This is a genomic window from Actinomycetota bacterium, assembly GCA_035640355.1.
Lineage (GTDB): Bacteria > Actinomycetota > UBA4738 > UBA4738 > HRBIN12 > CALGFI01.
In genome coordinates, this window is the sequence record DASQWI010000016.1 from 13,893 (window position 1) to 35,760 (window position 21,868).

Genomic DNA, 21,868 nt, shown 5'->3' on the forward strand with positions numbered 1-21,868 from the left:
GCCCGCCGAGCCTCTTCGACAGCGAGCGCACGAGCTTGGTCCCGATCCCACGATGCCGAGCAGCGGACGCGACCATCGTGTCTTGGTAGACACGCGTCTCGAACGCCTCGGCGTGCAGCGCGTTCATCTCGGAGTTGGTGACCTCGCCTCGCCACTCGTATCTGATCGCACGAGCGTCCGCGCGTCGCTCATCCTGCCGCGGTGGCCTCGGCTGACTGTGCCGAGCCAGAGATCGCCACCGCGAACGACGCGGTGAATCGCTCGAGCAGTCCGTCATCGGCGGTCGCGTTGTGGGGGTTCAACTCGGCGAGCGTGATCGCGACCAGCCCCGGTCCGGACGCCAGCACACTCAAGGCGCGGAACATGACATCGAGCTTCAACCCCACGTTACGCGAGGAGATCTCGGAGAGCGGCGCGTCCGTGAAGTCGACCACGTCCACGTCGAGGTGGATGACGAAGCGCTCCGACCGTTCCGAGATGAGTCCGAGCGCTCGTTGCGCCGCACCCTCGGGATCGCCCCGAACCTCTTCGACCGATACGCGGCTGAGCCCCAGCCGCTCGATCTCGCTCTGTTCGAACCGGGTCGCCTGGGATCGATCGTGACCGAACAGGACGATGTCGCCCGGGTCAAGCAACGGCGTCGGTCCGGCCGCCCGCGCCAACCGCGGATCGGTTCCATCGATCGCCAGCATGTGCGCGAGCCCCATCCAGTCGAGGGCGCCGTCACGACCGCTCGCCGGTGTGTTCAGATCGGAGTGGAGATCGAAATACAGAACTCCGACGCGCCCGAAGGCCCGTCGCACGCCCGCGACCGTCCCGATCCCGACCGTGCAATCGCCGCCCAGCACGAGCGCAACTCGGGTGCGATCCGAGAACGCATCCGCCACCCGTCCCGCCGTCGTCTGGACCGTCTCCATCACGGCGTCGACGTTCTGGGCAAGGGGGTTGTCCCGGTCCGGTCGCCACGGGATCACCGGCCCGTCGCCGAGATCGGTCACCTCGACGCCCGCCTCGTCGAGCGCCTCGATCAGCCCGGCCGCTCGGAGTGCCCCCGGCGCCTGTTCTTGGCCCACACCGCATGCGCCGGCGCCCGAAGGTGCGCCGATCAGCGCGAGAGACCGAGCCATCCGATCGTCGCCAGCCGCGCTCGTCCCTGCTTCCACGGATCAGTCACATCCACGGTTCGGCACCGTCGCATCATCTCGCCGCGGAGGCGCCTCCGTCCTGAGCTACCTCGCCCTAGGTAGCCCGCAAGACTGCGCGGCGCCGATGACGCCACCGAGGCGTCGACCTACGCTCCGTCGTGATGAGCACGAACCACAACGTCTCCAAGCTCGACGAGCGGGGATGGGCAGCTCCGCTCCCCGACGTTCGTTGGAGACTGTTCGCGATCCCGGGCGCGGCGTAGAGCCACGTGCTTACCAATGCGGACGTCGGGGAGCTGCTCTGGCGGGCGAGCCGAAACGAGGGCGACCACCGCAGGCGGGCGCTGGAACGCGCCTCGCGGGCCTCGCGCTTCTGGGCGGAGGAGGTCCACGACGTGGCCGCCGCCGGCCGACCCCTGACCGAGCTTCGGTCCGTCGGACCGTGGATCGCGGCGCAGATCGAGACCTGGCTCGCGAGTCCGCCGCCCATCCCGGACGTTGAAGAGGCGCGGCGAGGGTTCCTCACCTACGCGGAGGTTCGGTCCACCTTGGACCTGGACCCGGCGTGGGAGTCGCTCCCCTGTGCCGACCTTCAGATGCACACGACCTACAGCGACGGAGCGGTGCCGCTCGATGGGATGGTCGTGGCCGCACAGAGACTCGGGCGGTCCTTCGTCGCCATCACCGACCATTCCCAGTCGTTGCAGATCGCCAACGGCATGACGGCGGACCGACTTGCGGCTCAGGGCCGTGCGATCGACGAGCTCGATAGAGCGTTCGCGGACGCGGGAGACGACTTCGGGATCCTCCGCTCGATGGAAGTGGACGTATTCCCCGACGGGACGATGGACATGGATGACGAGTCGTTGTCGACGCTGGATCTCGTCCTCGGCGCGTTCCACTCGAAGCTCCGCTCGACCGTCGACGAGACAGAGCGATACATGGCCGCCCTGCGACAGCCACGCCTGCACGTGCTCGCGCACCCGAAAGCGAGGATGTACGGCAGACGCGTTGGGCTCGTCGCGGACTGGCACCGAGTCTTCGCCGAGGCCGCACGCCTGGGCAAAGCCATCGAGTTGGACGCAACGGTGTGGCGCCAGGACTTGAACGTCGCGCTCGCGACGCTCGCCCGCGAGGAGGGCGTGCGGTGGTTCTCCATCGGAAGCGACGCGCACAACGAACTCGAGCTGGAGTTCCTTCCGTTCGGAATGGCAACCGCCGCTCGCGCCGGCATCGAACGCGATCGCATCCTGAACTACCGGTCAATCGACTTCGTGCGCTCGTGGGCGCGCAAGCTCGTCGAGGAGGAACGGATCGAGCTCGACTAGTGAAGAGAGCCCGCGCGGTCAGCGGCGTCGAGCTCGCGCCCGAGCGATGAAGTCGTCCGCCAACTTCGGTGGTGCGCAGGCCAGCCAGCCGTCGATGAGCGCTTCCCGCAACGCTGACCTGGAGACCTTCCTCAGTTGGATCAGGATCGCCGGATACCCATCGAAATGGGGAACCGTGAAGAACCCCTCGGGTCCACCCGACTTCGCCGCGAGCACCGCCTCCTTCTCGACGAGATCGTCCACGCGAACCGCGAGGATGGGTCCATCGGGTACGGGCTCCTCGCCGAAGCGTCGGATGTCGGCCTTGCTGAACGGCCGCTCCCAGGCGAACGCCTTCCCGGCGACACTCCACGTACGATTGCCGTGCCGCTCCCCTGGCGTAACCTCCGGCAAGCCGGATGCGATCCGCGCAACGTCGCCGAGCGTCACCGAACGAGGACTCACGCGGTCTCTGTCTCCGGAAGAACGGCCACCGCATCCAGTTCCAGCAGGAAGTCGGGGTGAGCGAGACTCGCCACCATCGCCGCGGTGATGACGGGCGGGTTGTCTCGCTGCCCCCACACTTGCCGGAACACTTCGAATCCCGGCTGGAGAGGCTGTCCCGCGAGCACGTAGAGGTTCCACTTGATGACGTGCTCCAAGCGAGCGCCGGCGGCCGCGAGCGCCGTTTCCAGATTCCTGAACACTTGCTCGGTCTGCGCGGCGAGGTCCCCTTTCCCCACGATCTCGCCCGACGCATTCACCGCGTTCTGTCCGCCGACGTAGATCGTCTTGGCCCGGCCCGAAACAGTGACGACGTTCGACCACGCCGGGTTCTTGTGCAGGCCCTCTGGGTTCAGATGCTGCACGACGGCTTGCTCAGCCATGGCGCTCCTCCTCTCTCATTCGACTCCTCCCGCTGACCTATCCTTGAGCGGTGAACCTCTACTCCGGCACCGTGACGTTCCTGTTCAGCGACGTCGAGGGAAGCACCGATCTGCTGAAGCGTCTCGGGGAGGGCACGTTTGCGACCGTTCTCGCGCAGCATCGTCGGATCGTGCGCGAAGCATTCTCGGCTAGGGACGGCCGCGAGATCGACACCCAAGGTGACGCGTTCTTCTACGCGTTCGCCCGAGCCCGCGACGCCGTCGCGGCGGCGGTATCGGCGCAACGAGCGCTGGCCGGTCACGCGTGGCCCGAAGAAGGAGAGGTCCGCGTTCGGATGGGCCTGCACACGGGTGAGCCCGCCGTGGGCGACGAGGGGTACACGGGAATGGACGTCGTGCGCGCCGCCAGGATTGCGGCGGTGGGCCGCGGCGGGCAGGTCTTGCTTTCGGAAACGACCCGCGCGCTCATCGGACCAGACCTGCCCGATCGCGTCACGGTTCATCCGCTCGGCGAACGGCGGCTGAAGGACATCGAACGACCCGAACCCCTGCACGGGCTCGTCATCGAAGGCGTCCCGGGATCCGGCGACGGAATCGAGCTCGACGCGAGCGGCGAAACGGAACCGCGGTCCATCAAAGAGCAGATCTCTCGCATGATCGAGGCGAAGGTACTCCGCGAGCTGGAGCGGAGCCTCGAGGACGAGTCCGGCTGAGAACAACATGACCGGCGATCGGGCGTTGGAATCGTTCGGTCGGTTCGTGGGCTCCTGGACCACCGAGGCCACGCATCCTTCCCTTCCGGGCGTCGTCGTCCACGGCACCGCCGACATCGAATGGCTCGAAGGCGAACGCTTCCTGATCCAGCGCGCTCGCAACGAGCACTCCGACTTCCCCGACTCGATCTCCATCATCGGTTTCACCGAACAGGATCGCGTCGACGACGAGACCGGATCGGTTGAGCCAACCGGGTCGGAATCGCCGTTGAGCATGCATTACTTCGACTCGCGTGGCGTGTTTCGCATCTACCAAGCGAGCGCGGACGATCAGGCGTTGCGGCTGTGGCGAGACGCGCCTGGGTTCTCGCAACGGTTCACCGGCACCTTCGCCGACGGCGGCGACACGATCCTCGGCACCTGGCAGCTCCGCACCGACGACGTCCACTGGGAAGACGACCTGCGGATCACCTACCGTCGAGCTCGATAGACGAGCGCGGCTCTTCGTTCGTCAATCCACGTACGGCCCGTTGAATACCGGCGCCTCGCCGTACGGCTTCCCCGCCATCAAAAGGAATCGGGTGCCGGGTGACGCGTCCGTTACGGTGAGCTCGTCGCCGGGCCCTAGCAAAACGAGCTGCGGTGGCCTCGCGTGCGGACCATCGAGCCCGAAGTCCGCCTCTCCATCGAGCAGGTATGCGAAACCCTGGAACCCGCGCGGGACGGGAATCGTCGCAGCGCCGCCCTCCATCAGCTCGACGTCGAAGACGATGGCCGGCGTTCCGAGCTCGATGGGCGAGCCCTCGCCGACCAGGACCCGAACCGTCGCATCCCCCACGTTCCGAACGGGAATCTGATCGGGCAACAACACCTGAGCGCTCGGCTCGGCCTGCTTGTCCTTTCGAGCCAGGTTCACCCAGAAGAGCACGCTCCTCCACTCGCTCTCCCCTAGGCCCTCGTCCCGCTCCTCCGCTCCGATGGCCTCGGCGTGCCACGCACCCCGGCCGGTCCGGAGCGCGAGCAGGCCCCCCTTGGGCAGTCGAACGCGTTCGATCGCTCCACCGGGACCCGTGCTGTGACCGGTGCTGGCCGAGCCCTCGAGGATGTACCAGAGGTTGTCGAACCCTCGGTGCGGGTGCTTCGTGTCGACGTCCTTCAGCTCCGAGAGCTTGAACCGCGCCTCGTGCACGAGGATGAACGGGTCGGTCGCCTCGTAGGGCACGCTCCTGGACGGAACTGGCTCCAGGATCTCGAACCCCATCATCGGTCGAATGTGAGCTTCCTCGACCAGGACGGCCTCGCGCGATGTCGCCACGTCAGGCTGGGCCACGGTCCTCATCCCCTTTCCGGGATCGGTTACGCCATCGCCATCGTCAACCCGCCGCATCGCGCTCGTATTCCGCTAGTAACTCTATGAGAACTAGTGTCGTGCTACCCTCGGGAGTGTGAAGACTTCGACCCAGGCCACGAGTCGTACGCACGACGAATGCGAGAGCGCCGACGCGGCTCTCGTGCGCGCGTTCGACCTGCTCGGCAAGCGCTGGACCGGTGTCGTGCTCGGGACCCTGAGGGGTGGGCCCGCGGGGTTCCGAGCCCTCGCCAGAGCCGTCGACGGGATCAGCGATTCGGTGCTTTCGGACCGGTTGGGCGAGCTCGCCGACGCCGGTCTCGTGTCGCGCACAGTCATGGAAGGACCTCCGGTATCGGTCACTTACGCGCTGACTGACGCAGGTCGTGCCCTACTGCCGGCTCTGGAACAGATCACCCGCTGGGCCGAGAAACACCTGCCCGGATAGCGGCCACCGAACCGCGTCGCCACCCCGCCTACGATTCCGTAAGTGCGAAGGAACGCGGCCGCAGTAGGAACGGCGATCTTCCTCGTCCTCGTCCCCGGCACTGCCGCCGGCGTCGTCCCCTGGCTCCTTACGGGCTGGCGCGGTCGCGAGCCACCCCTGCACCCCGTGATCCGTCTTGTAGGACTCGTGCTGATAGTCGTCGGGGCGGCGGTACTGATTGGAGCCTTCGCCCGGTTCGTTACCGAGGGTCGAGGAACACCCGCGCCGATCGCGCCCACGGAGCGACTCGTCGTCGGCGGGCTCTATCGATACGTCCGGAACCCGATGTACCTGGCGGTGGCGGCAACGATCGTCGGACAGGCGCTGCTTCTCGGCCGACTTGAGCTGCTCGCGTACGCCGCCCTTTTCCTTGGCACGACGGCGGCCTTCGTCTACTGGTACGAGGAGCCCATCCTTCTTCACCGCTACGGATCCCAGTACGAGACGTATCGGCGAGCCGTTCCGCGGTGGCGGCCGCGCTGGCGTCCGTGGGAGCCCGATGAACGGCCGCGAGATTTGAGCAGTCTTCCCTGATCCTTGTTTCGGGCCACGGCGATCGCCGTGCTTATCGGCCCGGGAGCGACCGCGGGAGCCCGAAGGCCGGGAGCACACTGTTGTCGAATCGAGTCATGGCGCCGATCCGCTCGCCGCTGAGGGTCAGGACGTACAGGCCAACCCCGTGGCGGACGCCGGTTGCGCTGCGCAGGTAGGAACCGAACGCCGGCTGGCCGTTCGCGCGCGTCGGCACGAGGTCGTGCCTTCGGCCCGTCTTGAAGAGGCTGTCCAGGAAGCGCCCACCGATGTCTCGACCCTCGTATTCGAAGGGCATCGGTGGCATCGAGATGAAGACGTCGTCCGTTAGAACGGCCACGAGCGAGTCCACGTCGGCGGACTCCCACGCGCCGACGAACTTCGCGACGATCGCCTCCTCGGAGGATGAGCCGGGCGCAGGAGGCGGTTCGCGGTCGGTGGGCCGCGCCCGTCGGCGCTCCAGGCCGCGGCGCGCCCGTTTGAGGGCGCTGTTCACCGATTCGACGGTCGAGTCCAGCATGTCCGCTACCTCGTTGGCGTGGAACCCGAGGACGTCGCGCAGGATCAGCACGGCGACCTGGCGAGGCGGCAAGACTTGAAGAGCGGTCACGAACGCCAGGGAGATCGATTCGGCCTGCTCGTAGCGGGCTTCGGGACCGAGCGGCGCGTCGATCGCTCCCTCCAGGAGGGCGTCTGGGAACGGCTCGAGCCATGCGATCTCGCCCAGCCGGGTCGGTTCGGGCGGGTCAAGCTGCGGCAACTGCCACTCCGTGGCCGGGCGTCGGCTCGCCGAGCGACGTGCGTTGAGCGATCGATTGGTGGCGATGCGATACAGCCACGTGCGGATGGAAGCGCGTCCGCCGAAGCCTTGGAGGGCCTGCCACGCGGCGAAGAGTGTGTCCTGGAGGGCGTCCTCGGCGTCCTGGAATGATCCGAGCATCCGGTAGCAGTGCACGAGCAGCTGGCGCCGGTACGGCTCGACCAGCTCCTGAAATGCGTCGGCGTTCCCCGCCTTCGCCATTCCGATGAGATCGGTCGTCACGTTCGCACCCTACCCTCACGCCTCGTTCGCTCCTCATCCACTCTTGGATAGACACCGGCCGAGGGACGAACTGGGCGGTCGCGTGCGCCAACTTGCCACAGGTCTTGGTGTCTGCATCGTCGACGGCTCTACAGAAAGAAACCCAAGATGATGCTGAAAGACAAGGTTGCGGTGATCTACGGTGCGGGAGGTGCGGTCGGTGGTGCCATCGCACGTGCCTTCGCGCGCGAGGGAGCCAGGCTCTACCTCACGGGGCGAACCCTGGAACCCGTCGAGATCGTCGCCAAGGAAATCGTCGCAGCGGGCGGATCCGCCGAGTCGGCGGAGGTCGACGCACTCGACGAGCAGGCCGTGGACGAGCACCTCCAGTCCGTGGTCGACAAGGCTGGTCGTGTCGACATCTCGTTCAACGCGGTCGGGATCCCGAGTACGAACCTCATCGGTATGCCTCTCGTCGAGATCGACGTCGAGCGGTTCTCATTGCCGATCACCATGTTCACGGCGTCGTACTTCCTGACTGCACGTGCGGCCGCCCGGCAGATGATCGCAACCCGATCGGGGGTGATCATGACTCTCACTACCCTCCAGTCGCGGACTGGGTACCCAACGGCGGGAGGCTTCGGTCCGGCGATGGCCGCCAAAGAGGCGCTCACTCGACAGCTGTCCGCCGAGCTCGCGTCGCACGGCATCCGCGTGGTCGGACTGCGACCGCAGGGCATCCCGGAGACAAATGCGCTAAAGGAGGCGTACGAGCCTCGCGCCAAGGCATCGGAGATGACTTACGAGGCGTTCACGGAGTTGGCCGCGAGCAAGACCCACACACGCCGGCTTTCGACGCTCCCGGAGCTGGCGAACACGGCCGTCTTCTTGGCTTCCGACAACGCGAGCGGGATGACGGGGACGACCGTCAACCTGTCCATGGGAAGCCTGGACGACTAGCGTCCGTTGCCCGGGCGGGCCTTTTTCCTGCCGCCCTGAGCCGAAACCTCCTTCCCGGGACCGATGAGTTTCCGCCCCCGCCGTGTCTCATCAAGGGGAGTTGGGGAAGGTGAAGTAGAGAGGCTGGAAGGAGGGGTCATGGAGAACGTCCGTTCGAAGGACGGAACCACGATCGGGTTCGATCGCCTCGGCGAGGGGTCCCCGGTGATTCTGGTTTCGGGCGGGTCCACCGACCGGATGGCGAACGCCCCGGTCGCGGGACACCTGGCCACTCGGTTCACGACGTTCAACTACGACCGGCGCGGCCGAGGTGACAGCGGCGACACGCTGCCCTACGCGATCGAGCGCGAGATCGAGGATCTCGACGCCGTCATCGCCGCGGCGGGAGGTTCGGCGTTCGTCTACGGCACATCATCTGGTGCGGCGCTCGCGCTCGAGGCCGCGGCATCGGGACTGCCGATCGACAAGCTGGCGCTGTGGGAGCCGCCGTTCATCCCGGAGGGCTTCCCGCGTCCTCCCGGAGATCAGGTGGAGCAGTACGAACGCATGGTCGCCGAGGGCCGGCGGGGTGATGCGGTCGAGTTCTTCATGGCGAAGGTCGTGGGAATGCCCCCGGAGTTCGTGGCCCAGGCGCGCACCGCTCCGTTCTGGGCGGGACAAGAGGCGATCGCCCACACCCTCGCGTACGACGCGCGGATCATGGGCGACTACTCGCTGTCGACGGAGCGGGCGGCGCTGGTCAAGGCGCCCACGCTCGTGATCGCCGGAACCGCGATCCCCTGGATGCGCCAGACCGCCGAGGCGCTCGCTGCGGCCATCCCCGACGGCCACATCCGAGTGCTCGAGGGGCAGACGCACGACGTCGACCCGGCGGTCATCGCCGAAGCGGTACAGGAGTTCTTCAGCGATTGAACGTGAACGAGCGAGAGGCGAACTGCTCGAGGCCGGCGCGCGTTTCGGTGCACGTGGAGACGAAGCACCTCCGTGTGACAGCGTCGGTCCTCCAAATCGATGTACGAGCGCATTGGTCGGGTGTCGACCGTTTGGCCGTGGCCAGGTTGGGCGATTGACTCGCGACGATCAGCTTCGTACCGTCGACTCACGACCCGCTACGTCTCTCACCCGAGTCTGTGTCCGCGATGCACTCAACACCTCGCGCGTGTGTATCTCCGCGCGTTCGTCGGTGGACAAGCAACGGTCCGTCCCGACGAACTTTGCTCGACGTGTCAGATCCGACTCCAGGAGTTCGCGCGGGTTCATCGTCGAGAGTGCGCTTAGGCGCTCTGCTCGTCGCTCAACCGGTCGACGCTCTGAACAGCTCCCACTCGCCGGGTACGCCTTTGAGGCCGGTCGAGCCGACCGGTTCGAATCGCAGGTCCGTACCTGTGGCGAGCTCCCGAACCGTCCGCGTCACGACAATCTGATCGTCGGTCGCCTCGTCCAAAACGCGTGAGGCGATGTGCACGCCGATCCCAGCGACGTCGCCATCGAGGATCTCGATCTCACCCGTATGGATGGCGGCGCGTAAACGGAGTCCGAGCTCCGAGACCGTGTCCATGAGCGCGAAGGCGCATCGGAGGGCCCGCGTCGGCGCATCGAATGTGGCGAGGATGCCGTCGCCCGTCGTCTTGACGAGATTGCCATGGAACCGCTCGACCTCGTTCCTCGCCGCCTGGTCGTGTCGGTCGAGTATCTTGCGCCAGTCGCGGTCCCCCACGGCAGCCGCCCGGCGCGTCGAGTCGACGATGTCTGTGAACAGAACAGTGGCGAGCACACGATCCACGTTCTCGGCTGCGTCGAGCGATCGGATCTGCTCCTTCGTCCACGCGAACGCGTCGACGTATGGGCTGGTGGGTTCGTCCCCGGCCGGTTCGTACGACAGCAGGACGATGCCCGACGCGAACGCGCGAGTTTCGCGGAGCCGCATATAGGTGATTGGCGCCTTGGAACGGAACAGGCGCTTGCCGCTACCCAGGAGAACCGGGTAGACCGCGATCCGGTACTCGTCGATCAAGCCGTGGTCCGTCAACGTATCGACCAAGTCGGCACTGCCGGAGATCAGAATGTCCCCACCCGGCTGGTCCTTGAGCTTTCTGACTTCCTCTGCGACGTCTCCGCTCAGGAGCGTCGAGTTCTCCCACGCGAGCTCCTTGAGACTATTCGAGACGACGTATTTCGGAAGGCTGTTGATCCTGTCGGCCAAGCCATAGTCACGAGGAGCCGACGGCCAGAACGCCGCCCAGATCTGATAGGTCACGCGCCCAAGCAGAATCGCGTCGACGGCGAAGACCTCCTCCACCTTGAACCGCTGCATGTCCTCGGTTGCGTGCTGGAGCGCCCAAGCGTTCTTGCCGTCGGGGTGCTGTTCCTGCCCCGGCGCCTCCATGACGCCGTCGAGCGTCATGAACTCGGATGCGATCAACTTCCGCGTCAGGAAGGTCTCCCGCTGCACGAGTGACGTTTCCCGTCCACTGCTGGACGAGCGTGGCCTCGCCTGAGGTACGACGCACGGAACGTTATCCGCGGATCGTGAGGCTTGACCAGGGCAGGCACGATGGGCGGCGGCGGAAGTCAGGGCGGATAGCAGCATGGCGGTCGTAGCATCCCGCGCATGGATCAACCCGCGCTGCAGTTCGTAATGGAGACTGTGGTGGATGCCGTGAACTTTGACGGCGACGTGACTGCCCTAGCCTCGCGAGCGCAGGAAGGTGATCAGGGCGTAATCTCGGAGCTCACTCGCGCCCATGCGGCGGTGGCCGTGCTCACTGGAATCTGCTTGCGGCCCTCTTGGCTTTCGCAGGAAGACGCGGCTCAAGAGGCCATACTCGTTCTAACGGGCATCGTCGAACGCGGCTCAGAGCGAATTGCGGCGGAGCTACCCGGCGCGATCGAGGCAAGATTCGATGCGCTCGAGAAGCGGTGCGGCGGTCATTGACCTTCGAAGCGGGCTCGCCAGGCGTACGCGTTGGGTGGCTCATACGGTTGCCGATGCACACGACGCGTCCCTGCACACTCGTCACGAAGTACGATCCAGGAACCGCCTGAGGAACATGCGACTAAGCCGGGCTCCACTAGAAGGGGTATCGCGATGCGCATCAATCGTCAGGTCGTCGTGTTCGACGCGTCAGACCTCGCGGCAGAGAGCACCTTCTGGGCCGGGGTGCTCGACGGCACCGTTGATGCCGAGGATGACTGGCACATGGTGATGGTCGACGGTGAACCGCGGGTCGGGGTTCAGCTGGCGCCAAACCACATCCCGCCCGACTGGCCGGAGGGCACACCCGAGCAACAGATCCACCTCGACCTGTGGGTCGACGACTTCGCGGAAGCCCACGATCATGTCGTCTCGCTGGGTGCAAAGGTGCTCAAGCCGGCTGCTGAGGACGCAGACTCGCCCGATAACTTCCAGGTATACGCGGATCCTGCCGGGCATCCGTTCTGCCTTTGTTGGATTCAACGACGCGAGCAGACGTAGCCAGGCCGGGCCTCGGTCGCTACCAGCCGATCTCGAATGCCCATGTGCCGGTGCCGATCGCGGGGTTCACCGGCACCGTGAGGACGACTCCGCCCACCGGCGCAACGATCTCCTCAACGAGGCCGCCGTACGGGTCGACGACTCGTCCCAGAACGTGACCGGCCTCAACTCTCTCGCCGAGCGTCGTCGCGTCCTCGAGAATCCCACCTCGCGCGGGCGCGACGATCCGAAATCCGCGTAACTCCTCCTGGCCGGACGTTGGGGCAACGTCTCCGGGAAGAGAACCGAGTGCGCGCAGGACGTACTCGACCCCCGAAGCCGCTCGCCGAACGGTTTCCGGCGAAGGTGGGAGTCCTCCGCCCGCCTCGATCAGGATCGACGGCAACCCGGCGCGCGACAGGCGAACGAACAGCGCGTCGTCGAGCAGGCTCGCGTCGAGTCCTTCGCCCGATCCGATGCGGTGCACGTACACGAATGGAGAGCCGTACGCGCTCGCCATCTGCGCGGCCGTCTCGTCTCCGTCGACCCGAAGCGTCCAATCGACCGTGTCGGACGGGACGCCCGCGGAATGCAGATCGATGAACGAGCCACCGCGGGCGGACATGATCTCGAAGAACCGCTCGTCCATCTCCCGCTCGAGATAGGTCGGGGCGAGCGGGTGCTCGCGGCTCAGCACGCCGAACCCGGGCACGTTCCCGATCGGCAACACGATGAGGCAGCCGTTGATCATCTCGGGCGAGAGTCGACGTTGGAGATCCATGGCGAGCAGCGTCGCATGCACCTCGTCGCCGTCGCGGGCGGCCATCATCCACACGACCGGGTCGCGCTCACGCCCACGGAGCACCGTGAACGGCACGTCGATCGAGTGACCACCCGGCAGCTCGCCGAGCAGGATCGTGCCCGTCGCGCGGAGTGGCCTATCGCCGGCGATAGCTGCGTCGAGCTGCTCGATGCTCATCGAATGACCCGATAGAGAGCGACCGGACCCGGAACGCCTTTCAGGTCTGCGTCATCGATCCGTTCGAACGCGAATGACGCGTGGCCGGCTGACTCGGCGACGACATCGCTCACAAGGACTTCGCCTGGGGCAGCGGCATCCGCGATCCGCGAAGCCAGGTTGACGGTCTGCCCGAAGACGTCGAGATCGCGTTCGATGACAGGCCCGGCGTGGACGCCGGCGTGTGACGAGAGCACTCCTTCGCCGTTCATGGTTCCGACGAGATCGAGCGCCGCTTCGACGCCGGTGGTCGGATGAGGCAGTTGCAACATCGCGCCGTCACCGAGGAGCTTCACGAGTCGCCCGCCGTGACGCGTGGCGGTGGCGTCAGCGAGCCGCTGGAGGGACGTCGCCGCGACGACCGCCGACTCGTCGCCGCGCTCGCGCGTAAAGCGCGTGAAGCTCGAAAGGTCCACGAATACGATCGCCGGCGGGCTCGGCGGCGCAGGTATCGGCGCCAACCCCTTGGTGGCAAGGAACCGCTCGAACCCCTCGACGATCCCGTTCACGCTCCGGTGCTCGAGGTACCGAGCGCTCAGCCACGTGAACATCTCCGGCGCGAGGTTCGTTGCCTTCGTGAGTCCGACGCGGACGTCGTCGGGAAACTCCTCCAGCTCACCGCGGAACAATCTTTCGCGCGCCGGCTTCGCGAGCTGCTCGTCCCAAAGATCCACCCAGCCGAGCAGCACGGCACGAACCCCTTGTGCCATCAACCTTGCCGCCCGGAGCAAGGCGTCCTCGTCCGGCGTCATTGACCATGCATCAAGGAAGCGTTCGAACAGCTCCTCCTCGTTTTCGTGGATCGGCGCTCCGGGATCGGGCTTGGGAAGGCCGAGCACCTCGTAGACCGCGGGAAGCAGCTCGGCCCTCGGACCCGCGCTCGCCTGGAACTCCGCGAACGTCCGCCCGGATCTGGGCCCGGGCTCGTATGGAAGGTACTCATCCGTGCGCTGGAACTTGAGGAATCCTTCGTTCGCGGCGCGCTCGATCGACTCGGCCGGCACGCCGGACCCGAGCAGAGCCGACACCATCTTGACCACGAGCACCGCGCCGAACGTGAACCGGCCGCGCTCGTCCGGGGTGATCAGCCGAAGCCCGGCCAACCAATGGATGCGCTCCTCCGGACATGCCGCTTCGTCGGCAAGCTCGGCGGCGGAGTAGGCCCTCGGCACGAGCGCATCGTAAAGGCAAGCTCACGGGCAACCTGTTCCTAGCTCCGTCGGATACGTTCAGACCGAGATGCACCCGGCACTCGCGCAACTCGATGCATCTGATCGGCGCCTACTCCGTCGAGCGGCCATGCCGAGCTTCACGCCGCTGATGCTCGCCACCCTGGCCAAGCAGGCGTTCTCCAGTCCCGCGTGGGTGTTCGAACCCAAGCTCGACGGTCAGCGCTCGCTCCTGTGGAGGCGGCGGTCGACGGTTCGGCTGATCACGAGGAACGAGAAGGACCGGACGTCGCACTACCCCGATCTGATGGGCGCGATCCTGCGGCACAACGGCGCGCCGCTCATCGCGGACGGCGAGATCGTGGCCTTCGAAGGAGAAGTCACATCGTTCACGCGCTTGCAAGAGCGCATGCAGAACTCGAGACCGAGCGCGGCGCTCGTGGCGGCCGTGCCCGTGTACTTCTACCTGTTCGACCTGATCTGGTTCGATGGATACGACCTATCGGCGCTGCCCCTCGTCGCACGGAAATCGGTCCTGCACGAGGTGATCACTTTCGAGGACCCGATCCGCTACTCGCAGCACCTCGACGAGGACGGAGAGGTCGCGTTCCGCGCAGCCTGCGCGAAGGGATGGGAGGGCCTCATCGCCAAGCGCGCCGCGTCGCCCTACACGCATGCGCGCTCCAACGACTGGTTGAAGTTCAAGTGCGTGAACGAGCAGGAGTTCGTCGTCGTCGGCTGGACCGAGCCCCACGGATCGCGCTCCGGACTCGGCGCGCTGCTGGTCGGCTACTTCGAGGACGGCCAGCTACGGTTCGGCGGGAAGGTGGGGACCGGTTTCGGCGAGCGCGAGCTCGCCATGCTCACGAAGCGTCTTGCCCCGCTCGAACAGGCGACTCCGTCGGTCGCCGAAACGAAAGGACTGACCTTGAAGGGCGTGCACTGGGTCAAGCCAAAGCTGGTCGCCCAGGTCGGCTTTAGCGAGTGGACCCCCGACGGCAAGCTGCGACATCCGCGCTATCTCGGTCTCCGAGACGACAAGCGGCCGGATCAGGTCGTCCGCGAGCGAGCGTGATGGCCGCATGACTCGAAAGGTGGAGATCACTCGACCCGACAAACTGCTCTGGCCCACGCTCGACATCACCAAGCAGGCGTTCGTCGACTATCTCGACGCCGTGGCCGAGCACATGCTCCCGTGGCTACGAGAGCGACCCCTCACGGTGATCCGAGCGCCGGACGGCGTCGACGGACAGCGCCACTTCCAGAAGCAGACGCCGGCCTATGCACCGTCGTGGATCAAAACCGTCACCATCCCGGCACCCAGCGCCAAGCGCGACGTCGCCTACACCGTGTGCAACGACGCGGCCACGCTGGCGTGGCTGGGCAACCAGGCCGCGCTGGAATTCCATCCGGCGCCGGTCCGGCGAGACCGGCTGGAGCGACCCGACCTGTTCGTCGTCGACATCGATCCGCCCGACGACGCGTTCGACGCCGCCGTGGAGGTAGCGTTCTTGGTCCTCGAGGTCCTCGGCGACTTCAGCCTGACCGCCCTGGTGAAGACGACCGGCGGCAAGGGACTTCACGTCGTCGTCCCCGTCGTGCGGCACACGTCGCCCGAGCAGCTCCGGCACGCTGCCACCGGGCTCACCACGATCGTCGCCGGACGGCGACCCGACCTGGTGACCTCCGAGTTCCGCAAGGTGAATCGCAAGGGACGCGTCATGCTCGATCCATCTCGCAACGGCCCCGGTGCGACGATCGTGGCTCCCTATTCGCCGCGCGCGCGGGCCGAGGCGACCGTATCGTTCCCCGTCCTCCCCGAGGAGCTGCGGTCGATCACGCCCGATCGCTACACCATCACGACGGTGCCACGACGATTGAACGGCGCGGCTGCGACGCGCTGGACCGAAGCGGCGAGCGAACGCCATCAACGGTTGCCCTCCTCGCTCCTCCAAGACTGACCGCCCGTCGCGGCGCGACGGCGCCCGGGCCGCGCGGGTAGGAACCCACTTGGATCGTGCGGGATAGTGATGGCATGACCGACGAAGCTTCCTCCGCCCCGACGCTCTTCGACCTTCAGCCCGATCCCGACAAGAAGATCCAGGTCGGCCGCGTGCCGAGCCTCGTCCGTGAGGGCATCCGGATGCTGCTCGATGCGAGCCGCAGCGACTTTCTGCTCTCCACGGCGCTTCAGCTCGTCGGTGGGGTGGGGATCGTCGCGCAACTCGTGATCGGACAGCAGGCCCTCCAGGCGCTGCTCGCCGCTGCACGCCGGGACGCGTCGGTGATGTCGATCGTTCCGTGGGCCCTGGCGGTCGGGGCGGTCGCCACGGCGCTGTTCATCGCGTCCGCGATCCAGCGCGAGCGCCAAGAGCTCCTGGGCGAGGTCGTGGCGCGCTACGTCGAGGAACGACTCCTCGACGTGGCCACCAAGGTCGACCTGATCGTCTTCGACGATCCGGATTTCCACAACCGCCTGGAGCGGGCAAGGAGTGCTCGCAATCAACCGATGAACCTGGTCTTCGGCGTGTCCGGCCTGGCGAGGGCGGCGATTGGTGTGATCGGCGTGACGATCGCGCTGATCGCGATCGAGCCGCTCTTGGTACCGATGATCGCCATCGTGTTCCTCCCGGCGTGGCTGGTCGCCTCGCGTCGGGGCGAGAGCTTCTTCCGGTTCTTCTGGCGGATCACGCCGCGCGACCGGGAGCGCAACCATCTGGCGAAGATCCTCACCGGACGCGACGCGGCGAAGGAGGTCCGCGCGTTCGGCCTCGCGCCCTACCTGCGATCCAGATACGAGCTCCTCTACGACGAGCGGATCCACGAGCTGCGACAGTTGGCCCGGCGGCACCTCCGCTTCTCGTTCTTGGCGAATCTCGCCATCGGTGCCATCGTCGTGCTCACCCTGCTGCTCGTCGCCTGGCTCACCCTCAGCGGGGGTGTGTCGCTGTCGCAGGCGGGGATCGCTCTGGCGGGCGTGGCGATCGTCGGCGCGAGGCTGACCGAGGCCGGGTACTCCGCGGGAACGCTGTCGGAGGCGTCGCTGTATCTCGACGACTACCGGACCTTCCTGGAGCTCATCCCCGCTGCCGAAGCGGCGCGACCGACGGGACGAGGGCCGGACGGGCTGCGGCGGATCGACGTCGAAGACGTCACGTTCACCTACCCCAGCGGTTCCACGCCGGCGTTAACGGACGTCTCCCTGTCGATCGACTCCGGGGAGGTCGTGGCGCTCGTCGGCGAGAACGGATCGGGAAAGACCACCCTGGCCAAGCTGATCGCCGGTCTGTACCGCCCTTCGCACGGCACGATCAGATGGGACGGCGTCGACACGGCGACGATCGATCCGGACGAGCTCCGCCGTCAGGTCGCCGTGATCTTCCAGGACTTCGGTCGATTCCACCTGACAGCACGGGAGAACGTGGGCCTGGGTCGGCCAGATGCGGTGCACGACCTGGAGGCGATCCGCGAAGCCGCCGAGCAGGCCGGCGCAGACGGTCGGCTGGCAACGCTTCCGAAGGGGTACGAAACGATCCTCGGTCCCGAGTTCATCGGTGGGACCGACCTCTCGGTCGGCGAATGGCAGCGCGTGGCACTGGCCCGGGCGCTGTTCCGCGACGCCCCGTTCGTCATCCTCGACGAGCCCACTGCCGCGCTCGATCCTCGCGCCGAGCATGAGCTCTTCCGCCGGATCCGTTCATTCCTCTCGGGCCGGACCGTTCTATTGATCTCGCATCGGTTCTCGTCGGTTCGGCCGGCCGACCGGATCTACGTCCTCGAGGCGGGCAGGGTCGCCGAGAACGGCACGCACGAGGAGCTGATGCGCCACGACGGGCTCTACGCGGAGCTCTTCACCCTGCAGGCCGCCGCGTATCTCGGAGAAGGCGAACGAAAAGCGCTCGCGGATAACGGGCAGGTCCCGGGCGGTGACGGTCACGAGAGCCGAGATCTAGCGCGAGACGAGCCCTCCTCGCGTCCCTGAGCAACCTTAGGAACGGGCGATCGGCGCGCCACGACGGAGGAAGACCAGTTCCGACGGGGGGCCTCGAGCGTGCTGGTCTCGGTTCCAATCTCACGAGCCATGACATGGAACGACTCGGCTTCTACGTCTGCGTCGCAGACCTCGAGGACGAGCTGATCCGCTCCCTCGGGACCGCCTTGGTGGAAGGGATCCTCTACTCATAGGGCGAGCGGGGATCGTTTTTGCACGTTCCAGAGGCAGCCCGCCTGGCGAGGACGCGCCATCGAGGATCAGCTTCGACGATTCATCGGCACGTTCAGCGGCGGAAGATCCGCATCGCGCCATTGCTCGTCGAGGCTCTGGATCTACCCCGAGTTCCGCGACCGCTGGAGCGCCTGCTCGCCCACCTGTGACCTCCGCTCGACCGAGAGTCATCTGCCGCCGCTCGTGTGAGCCATGACGTCTTCACGGCATGCGAACATACGTTCGTGCCCGGCGACGCGACGATCCTGCACGCTGACGTCGATTCCTTTTATGCATCGGTGGAGCAGCGGGACGACCCGCGTCTGCGCGGACGGCCGGTCATCGTCGGCGGCGGCGTGGTGCTCGCAGCCAGCTACGAGGCCAAGGCCTACGGCATCCGCACGCCGATGGGCGAAGCGCTCGCCCGCCACCTCTGCCCCCACGCGGTGGTCGTTCGCCCCCGGATGGACGCCTACAGCGACGCGAGCAAGGCCCTGTTCGAGGTGTTCTACGACACCACGCCGTTCGTCGAGGGCATCTCCATCGACGAGGCCTTCCTCGACGTCGGCGGCCTGCGGTGGATTTCGGGCACGCCCACGGAGATCGCGATACGCCTGCGTGAGGATGTCAGGGAGAAGGTGGGCTTACCGATCACCGTTGGCGTGGCCAGGACGAAGTTCCTCGCCAAGGTGGCCAGCGCCGTCGCCAAGCCCGACGGCCTCCTCGTCGTGCCGCCGAAAGCCGAGCTCGAGTTCCTTCACCCGCTCCCGGTCGACGCGCTGTGGGGCGTCGGGCCGGTCACCGCGTCGAAGCTCAACGACAAGGGCATCACGATCGTGGAGCAGGTAGCACGACTGGGCGAGGCGTCACTGGTCCGGATGCTCGGGAGGGCGGCCGGACGCCACCTGCACGCGCTGGCGCACAACCGCGACCCTCGGCCCGTGCAGGTGGGACGTCGCCGTCACTCGATGGGGTCGCAGCGCGCGCTCGGGCGCAGGCGAAGGTCGCCGGAGTTGCTTGATGCCGATCTCGTCGCGATCGTCGATCGACTCGGACGAAGGCTTCGAACGGCGCACCGGGTGTGCAGGACGATCGTTCTCCGGCTGCGGTTCGACGACTTCTCTCGCGCGACGCGATCGCACACGCTGCCGGAGGCGACCGCCGAGACTCGAGCGATCCTCGTCACCGCGAGAGAACTCCTCGCCGGAGCCATGCCGATGATCAGAGACCAGGGGATCACCCTGATCGGCGTGACGCTCGGCAACCTCGACCGTGACGACGCGATCCAGCTCGCGCTGCCGTTCGACCGTGCGCTCGCCCACCCGATCGATACGGCGCTCGACGGCGTTCGCGAGCGGTTCGGTTCGGGAGCGATCACCCGCGCTGTGCTCCTCGGCAGAGACAGTGGAATGTCGGTGCCACTGCTCCCCGACTGATCACGACGCGTCGGCCGCCAGCTGGTCCGCGATGTCTCGGAGCGTGGCGATCCACGTGTCGTTCTCCACTCCCCAGTCGCGTCCGAGGCGAACGATGACGGCATCGGCGTCGGGTGCGACGTACACGTATTGACCGAAGTTGCCGAGCGCGTAGAACCTATCGAGCCGCTGCATGTCGATCCACCAGAAGTACTGGTAGTGCCCCGCCGGGTCGGTCGTCACGTCGGCCGCCGTCGCCTCGCGCACCCAGTCCTTCGAGACGACACGAGTGCCGTTCGACTCACCCTCGTGGAGGAACAACCGGCCGAACCGCGCGTAGTCGACCGCGGTCGCGTTGAGACCACTCTCCATCTTCTCGAAGCCCGACGCGTCCGAATCCAGGCTCCACGTCGCGTCGTACTCCGCTCCCAGGGGGATCCACAACCTGGTGCTCATGTACTCGGAAACGGACATGCCGGTGGCGCGCTCGATCACCATCCCCAGGAGCAACGTGTTGTAGTTGTTGTACAGCCACTCCTCCCCGGGCGGACCGAGGATCTCCGTGTCCTCCAGAGCGAGCGCTCGAAGGTCGACGCCGTAATACGTGTTGATGTCGTCGCCCCACGGCACCGGGAGATCCTGCTCCACGTAACGAAGTCCCGACGACATCGCCAGGAGATCTCGAAGCCTGATCGACTCGAACCTGCGATCTCGTTCCGCGAGCTCGGGAACGTACTCGGTCACGGGATCGGTCACGTCACCAATGAGCCCTTCGTCGATGGCGATGCCGACCAGCGTGGACAGGAACGACTTGGCCACCGAGAACGAGGTGTGCCGACTCTGTCGATCGGCGCCGTCGAAGTAGCGTTCGTACACCAATCGGTCCTCGTGCAGGATCAGGAACGCGCGCGTACCGGTTCGGCGAAGGAAACCGTCGAAGTCGCGGGATGTCGAGTCAGCGGGCGGCTCGAGACCATCGACCTCGGGACCTTCGGCCAACGGGCTGGGATCCTCACCGGCCGGGATCGTCCGCGCGGGGAACCGGTACTGATCGTCGATGTCCGCCTCCATCCACCACATCGCTCGCGCCATCGTGGACCTGTCGACAGATGCCCAGGCCCAGACCCACATACCGAGCACGAGGGTCACGACGACGAGCGCCACGCCCCCGATACGGCGCGGCCATCGACGGCGCCGCGATGACACCGCGGTCGGAGCCTTCCCCGGTCGCTTGGTCTTCGCCATGCCCTCGCCTCCCGTCACTCCCGGGGGTCGTGCGCACCAGCTTCGGCTCGGCTCGTGAGGTACGCGCCGGCGAGAACCAGGGCCGTTCCGACGAGCGAGATGAGTTCGATCACCTCGTCAAGGAAGACGACGCCCAGCGCGATCGCCACGACGGGGATGAGGTATGTGGCGACGGATCCTCGCGTCGCCCCCACCCGACCCACGAGGGTGGCCATCGCCACGAACGCCCATCCCGTTCCGAAGAAGCCGAGCGCGCCGATCGCCACCGCGCTCGACCATGCGAACTCCGAGTCGGGCAACGAGTAGAGCGCGGCCGGGGCGAGCACCACGAGCGCGACGAGCTGAGCGCGAAGCAACACGGGAAGCGCTCCGTTCCGCTGTTGCAGCGGCACCGCGATGTTCAGCGCCACGCCGTAGCACATGACCGCGAGGAGAACGAGCGCCGCGCCGAGCGCGGTGACCTCGGCGTCGCGCGCGGTCGGCCACAGCACGGCCAGCACGCCGGCAAAGCCGATCGCAACGCCCGCGAGCTGTCGACGACCCGGAGGCTTTCGAAGGAGGAACGCCGCGGTGATCGCGGCGAAGATCGGGACCGCTCCGTTGATCATCCCGGCGAGCGACGAGTCGATCCATTGCTGCCCGATCGGGAACAGCAGCAGCGGAGCGCCCATCCACAGCACGCCGAGGAGGGCGATCCTCGGGAGGTCGGTGCGGTCGACGGGCCGCCGAGCCTTCGGCAGCACGGCGAGCGCCACGGCGCCCACGGCCACACGAGCCCACGCGATCACTCCCGGACCGAAATGATCGAGGCCGATCTCGATCAGCAGGAACGACGAGCCCCAGATCGTCGCCGCGGCGGCGAGCAGACCCCACTCCTGCAGCCCGAACGCCTCGTGTCGCGTCCCGGCGGCGGTCTCGATCAACGCGCGCCGGCGCATCTCCGTTCGCTCAGCCATTGAGTTCT

Annotated in this window: 23 protein-coding genes; 13 read left to right on the plus strand and 10 right to left on the minus strand. The window is 66.7% G+C overall.

Annotated elements, in window-relative coordinates:
* Positions 1-188: 188 nt before the first annotated feature.
* Positions 189-1,127, minus strand: coding sequence for an arginase family protein (locus VFA08_08265; protein HYZ13582.1), 939 nt, complete (start codon positions 1,125-1,127; stop codon positions 189-191).
* Positions 1,128-1,414: 287 nt separating this feature from the next.
* Between VFA08_08265 and VFA08_08270 the strand changes: the two genes are divergently transcribed.
* Complete coding sequence (locus VFA08_08270; GenBank protein ID HYZ13583.1) at positions 1,415-2,473, plus strand: hypothetical protein; 1,059 nt, start codon at positions 1,415-1,417, stop codon at positions 2,471-2,473.
* A gap of 18 nt (positions 2,474-2,491) precedes the next feature.
* Here VFA08_08270 and VFA08_08275 read toward each other — a convergent pair whose 3' ends face one another.
* Complete coding sequence (locus VFA08_08275) at positions 2,492-2,917, minus strand: hypothetical protein (protein HYZ13584.1); 426 nt, start codon at positions 2,915-2,917, stop codon at positions 2,492-2,494.
* The gene (locus tag VFA08_08280; protein ID HYZ13585.1) at positions 2,914-3,339 is read right to left on the minus strand and encodes a RidA family protein; all 426 of its coding nucleotides are present in this window, start codon (positions 3,337-3,339) and stop codon (positions 2,914-2,916) included. Before VFA08_08280 ends, VFA08_08275 begins: the two co-directional genes overlap by 4 nt.
* 50 nt (positions 3,340-3,389) lie before the next feature.
* Here VFA08_08280 and VFA08_08285 point away from each other — a divergent pair, with 50 nt between their 5' ends.
* Positions 3,390-4,052: an adenylate/guanylate cyclase domain-containing protein gene (locus VFA08_08285; protein HYZ13586.1), complete on the plus strand. Its 663-nt coding sequence runs from the start codon at positions 3,390-3,392 to the stop codon at positions 4,050-4,052.
* A gap of 7 nt (positions 4,053-4,059) precedes the next feature.
* Positions 4,060-4,542, plus strand: a complete 483-nt coding sequence (locus VFA08_08290; protein HYZ13587.1) for a hypothetical protein — start codon at positions 4,060-4,062, stop codon at positions 4,540-4,542.
* A 21-nt stretch (positions 4,543-4,563) separates the two neighbouring features.
* Here VFA08_08290 and VFA08_08295 read toward each other — a convergent pair whose 3' ends face one another.
* Positions 4,564-5,382, minus strand: coding sequence for a pirin-like C-terminal cupin domain-containing protein (locus VFA08_08295; protein ID HYZ13588.1), 819 nt, complete (start codon positions 5,380-5,382; stop codon positions 4,564-4,566).
* A gap of 115 nt (positions 5,383-5,497) precedes the next feature.
* Here VFA08_08295 and VFA08_08300 point away from each other — a divergent pair, with 115 nt between their 5' ends.
* Entirely contained in the window at positions 5,498-5,848 is a 351-nt protein-coding gene (locus VFA08_08300; protein HYZ13589.1) for a helix-turn-helix domain-containing protein, read from the plus strand.
* 42 nt (positions 5,849-5,890) lie between these two features.
* Entirely contained in the window at positions 5,891-6,421 is a 531-nt protein-coding gene (locus VFA08_08305) for an isoprenylcysteine carboxylmethyltransferase family protein (GenBank protein ID HYZ13590.1), read from the plus strand.
* Positions 6,422-6,452: 31 nt separating this feature from the next.
* Here the strand turns inward: VFA08_08305 and VFA08_08310 are convergent, their stop codons facing one another.
* Positions 6,453-7,439: a sigma-70 family RNA polymerase sigma factor gene (locus tag VFA08_08310; GenBank protein ID HYZ13591.1), complete on the minus strand. Its 987-nt coding sequence runs from the start codon at positions 7,437-7,439 to the stop codon at positions 6,453-6,455.
* Positions 7,440-7,607: 168 nt separating this feature from the next.
* Here VFA08_08310 and VFA08_08315 point away from each other — a divergent pair, with 168 nt between their 5' ends.
* Together VFA08_08315 and VFA08_08320 are read left to right on the plus strand one after the other, a co-directional pair.
* Entirely contained in the window at positions 7,608-8,399 is a 792-nt protein-coding gene (locus VFA08_08315) for an SDR family oxidoreductase (GenBank protein HYZ13592.1), read from the plus strand.
* Positions 8,400-8,537: 138 nt separating this feature from the next.
* On the plus strand, positions 8,538-9,311 hold the full coding sequence (locus tag VFA08_08320; GenBank protein ID HYZ13593.1) for an alpha/beta hydrolase: 774 nt from the start codon (positions 8,538-8,540) through the stop codon (positions 9,309-9,311).
* A 382-nt stretch (positions 9,312-9,693) separates the two neighbouring features.
* Here VFA08_08320 and VFA08_08325 read toward each other — a convergent pair whose 3' ends face one another.
* Complete coding sequence (locus tag VFA08_08325) at positions 9,694-10,851, minus strand: dihydrofolate reductase family protein (GenBank protein HYZ13594.1); 1,158 nt, start codon at positions 10,849-10,851, stop codon at positions 9,694-9,696.
* A gap of 159 nt (positions 10,852-11,010) precedes the next feature.
* Between VFA08_08325 and VFA08_08330 the strand changes: the two genes are divergently transcribed.
* Entirely contained in the window at positions 11,011-11,334 is a 324-nt protein-coding gene (locus VFA08_08330; protein ID HYZ13595.1) for a hypothetical protein, read from the plus strand.
* A gap of 153 nt (positions 11,335-11,487) precedes the next feature.
* Positions 11,488-11,874 (plus strand): VOC family protein, encoded by a 387-nt coding sequence (locus tag VFA08_08335; GenBank protein ID HYZ13596.1) that lies wholly within the window; start codon positions 11,488-11,490, stop codon positions 11,872-11,874.
* Between the two features lie 19 nt (positions 11,875-11,893).
* On the opposite strand, the gene VFA08_08340 is transcribed toward VFA08_08335, so the two are convergent.
* Both VFA08_08340 and VFA08_08345 read right to left on the minus strand, forming a co-directional pair.
* Positions 11,894-12,832, minus strand: a complete 939-nt coding sequence (locus VFA08_08340; GenBank protein ID HYZ13597.1) for a succinylglutamate desuccinylase/aspartoacylase family protein — start codon at positions 12,830-12,832, stop codon at positions 11,894-11,896.
* Entirely contained in the window at positions 12,829-14,043 is a 1,215-nt protein-coding gene (locus tag VFA08_08345) for an adenylate/guanylate cyclase domain-containing protein (protein HYZ13598.1), read from the minus strand. Before VFA08_08345 ends, VFA08_08340 begins: the two co-directional genes overlap by 4 nt.
* A gap of 67 nt (positions 14,044-14,110) precedes the next feature.
* On the opposite strand from VFA08_08345, the gene ligD (VFA08_08350) reads away from it, so the two are divergent.
* The 4 genes from ligD (VFA08_08350) to dinB all read left to right on the plus strand — a co-directional run bounded on the left by ligD (VFA08_08350) (position 14,111) and on the right by dinB (position 19,680).
* A complete protein-coding gene (gene ligD / locus VFA08_08350) occupies positions 14,111-15,115 on the plus strand; it encodes a non-homologous end-joining DNA ligase (protein ID HYZ13599.1) in 1,005 nt (334 codons plus the stop codon).
* Between the two features lie 7 nt (positions 15,116-15,122).
* Positions 15,123-16,001 carry a non-homologous end-joining DNA ligase gene (gene ligD, locus VFA08_08355; GenBank protein ID HYZ13600.1) on the plus strand — a complete coding sequence of 293 codons (879 nt, stop codon included), beginning with the start codon at positions 15,123-15,125 and terminating at the stop codon, positions 15,999-16,001.
* A gap of 74 nt (positions 16,002-16,075) precedes the next feature.
* The gene (locus VFA08_08360; GenBank protein HYZ13601.1) at positions 16,076-18,022 is read left to right on the plus strand and encodes an ABC transporter ATP-binding protein; all 1,947 of its coding nucleotides are present in this window, start codon (positions 16,076-16,078) and stop codon (positions 18,020-18,022) included.
* Positions 18,023-18,489: 467 nt separating this feature from the next.
* Entirely contained in the window at positions 18,490-19,680 is a 1,191-nt protein-coding gene (dinB, locus tag VFA08_08365) for a DNA polymerase IV (GenBank protein ID HYZ13602.1), read from the plus strand.
* Here the strand turns inward: dinB and VFA08_08370 are convergent, their stop codons facing one another.
* Both VFA08_08370 and VFA08_08375 read right to left on the minus strand, forming a co-directional pair.
* Positions 19,681-20,904: a serine hydrolase gene (locus tag VFA08_08370; GenBank protein ID HYZ13603.1), complete on the minus strand. Its 1,224-nt coding sequence runs from the start codon at positions 20,902-20,904 to the stop codon at positions 19,681-19,683.
* Positions 20,905-20,918: 14 nt separating this feature from the next.
* Positions 20,919-21,860, minus strand: a complete 942-nt coding sequence (locus VFA08_08375) for a DMT family transporter (GenBank protein ID HYZ13604.1) — start codon at positions 21,858-21,860, stop codon at positions 20,919-20,921.
* Between the last annotated feature and the right edge of the window lie 8 nt (positions 21,861-21,868).

Coding starts and splice junctions, on each gene's coding strand:
- VFA08_08265 (HYZ13582.1), bottom strand. CDS start 1,127: ATGGCTCGGTCTCTCGCGCTGATCGGCGCACCTTCGGGCGCCGGCGCA.
- VFA08_08280 (HYZ13585.1), bottom strand. CDS start 3,339: ATGGCTGAGCAAGCCGTCGTGCAGCATCTGAACCCAGAGGGCCTGCAC.
- VFA08_08290 (HYZ13587.1), top strand. CDS start 4,060: ATGACCGGCGATCGGGCGTTGGAATCGTTCGGTCGGTTCGTGGGCTCC.
- VFA08_08310 (HYZ13591.1), bottom strand. CDS start 7,439: ATGGCGAAGGCGGGGAACGCCGACGCATTTCAGGAGCTGGTCGAGCCG.
- VFA08_08315 (HYZ13592.1), top strand. CDS start 7,608: ATGATGCTGAAAGACAAGGTTGCGGTGATCTACGGTGCGGGAGGTGCG.
- VFA08_08320 (HYZ13593.1), top strand. CDS start 8,538: ATGGAGAACGTCCGTTCGAAGGACGGAACCACGATCGGGTTCGATCGC.
- VFA08_08330 (HYZ13595.1), top strand. CDS start 11,011: ATGGATCAACCCGCGCTGCAGTTCGTAATGGAGACTGTGGTGGATGCC.
- VFA08_08335 (HYZ13596.1), top strand. CDS start 11,488: ATGCGCATCAATCGTCAGGTCGTCGTGTTCGACGCGTCAGACCTCGCG.
- VFA08_08340 (HYZ13597.1), bottom strand. CDS start 12,832: ATGAGCATCGAGCAGCTCGACGCAGCTATCGCCGGCGATAGGCCACTC.
- ligD (HYZ13599.1), top strand. CDS start 14,111: ATGCACCCGGCACTCGCGCAACTCGATGCATCTGATCGGCGCCTACTC.
- ligD (HYZ13600.1), top strand. CDS start 15,123: ATGACTCGAAAGGTGGAGATCACTCGACCCGACAAACTGCTCTGGCCC.
- VFA08_08360 (HYZ13601.1), top strand. CDS start 16,076: ATGACCGACGAAGCTTCCTCCGCCCCGACGCTCTTCGACCTTCAGCCC.
- VFA08_08370 (HYZ13603.1), bottom strand. CDS start 20,904: ATGGCGAAGACCAAGCGACCGGGGAAGGCTCCGACCGCGGTGTCATCG.
- VFA08_08375 (HYZ13604.1), bottom strand. CDS start 21,860: ATGGCTGAGCGAACGGAGATGCGCCGGCGCGCGTTGATCGAGACCGCC.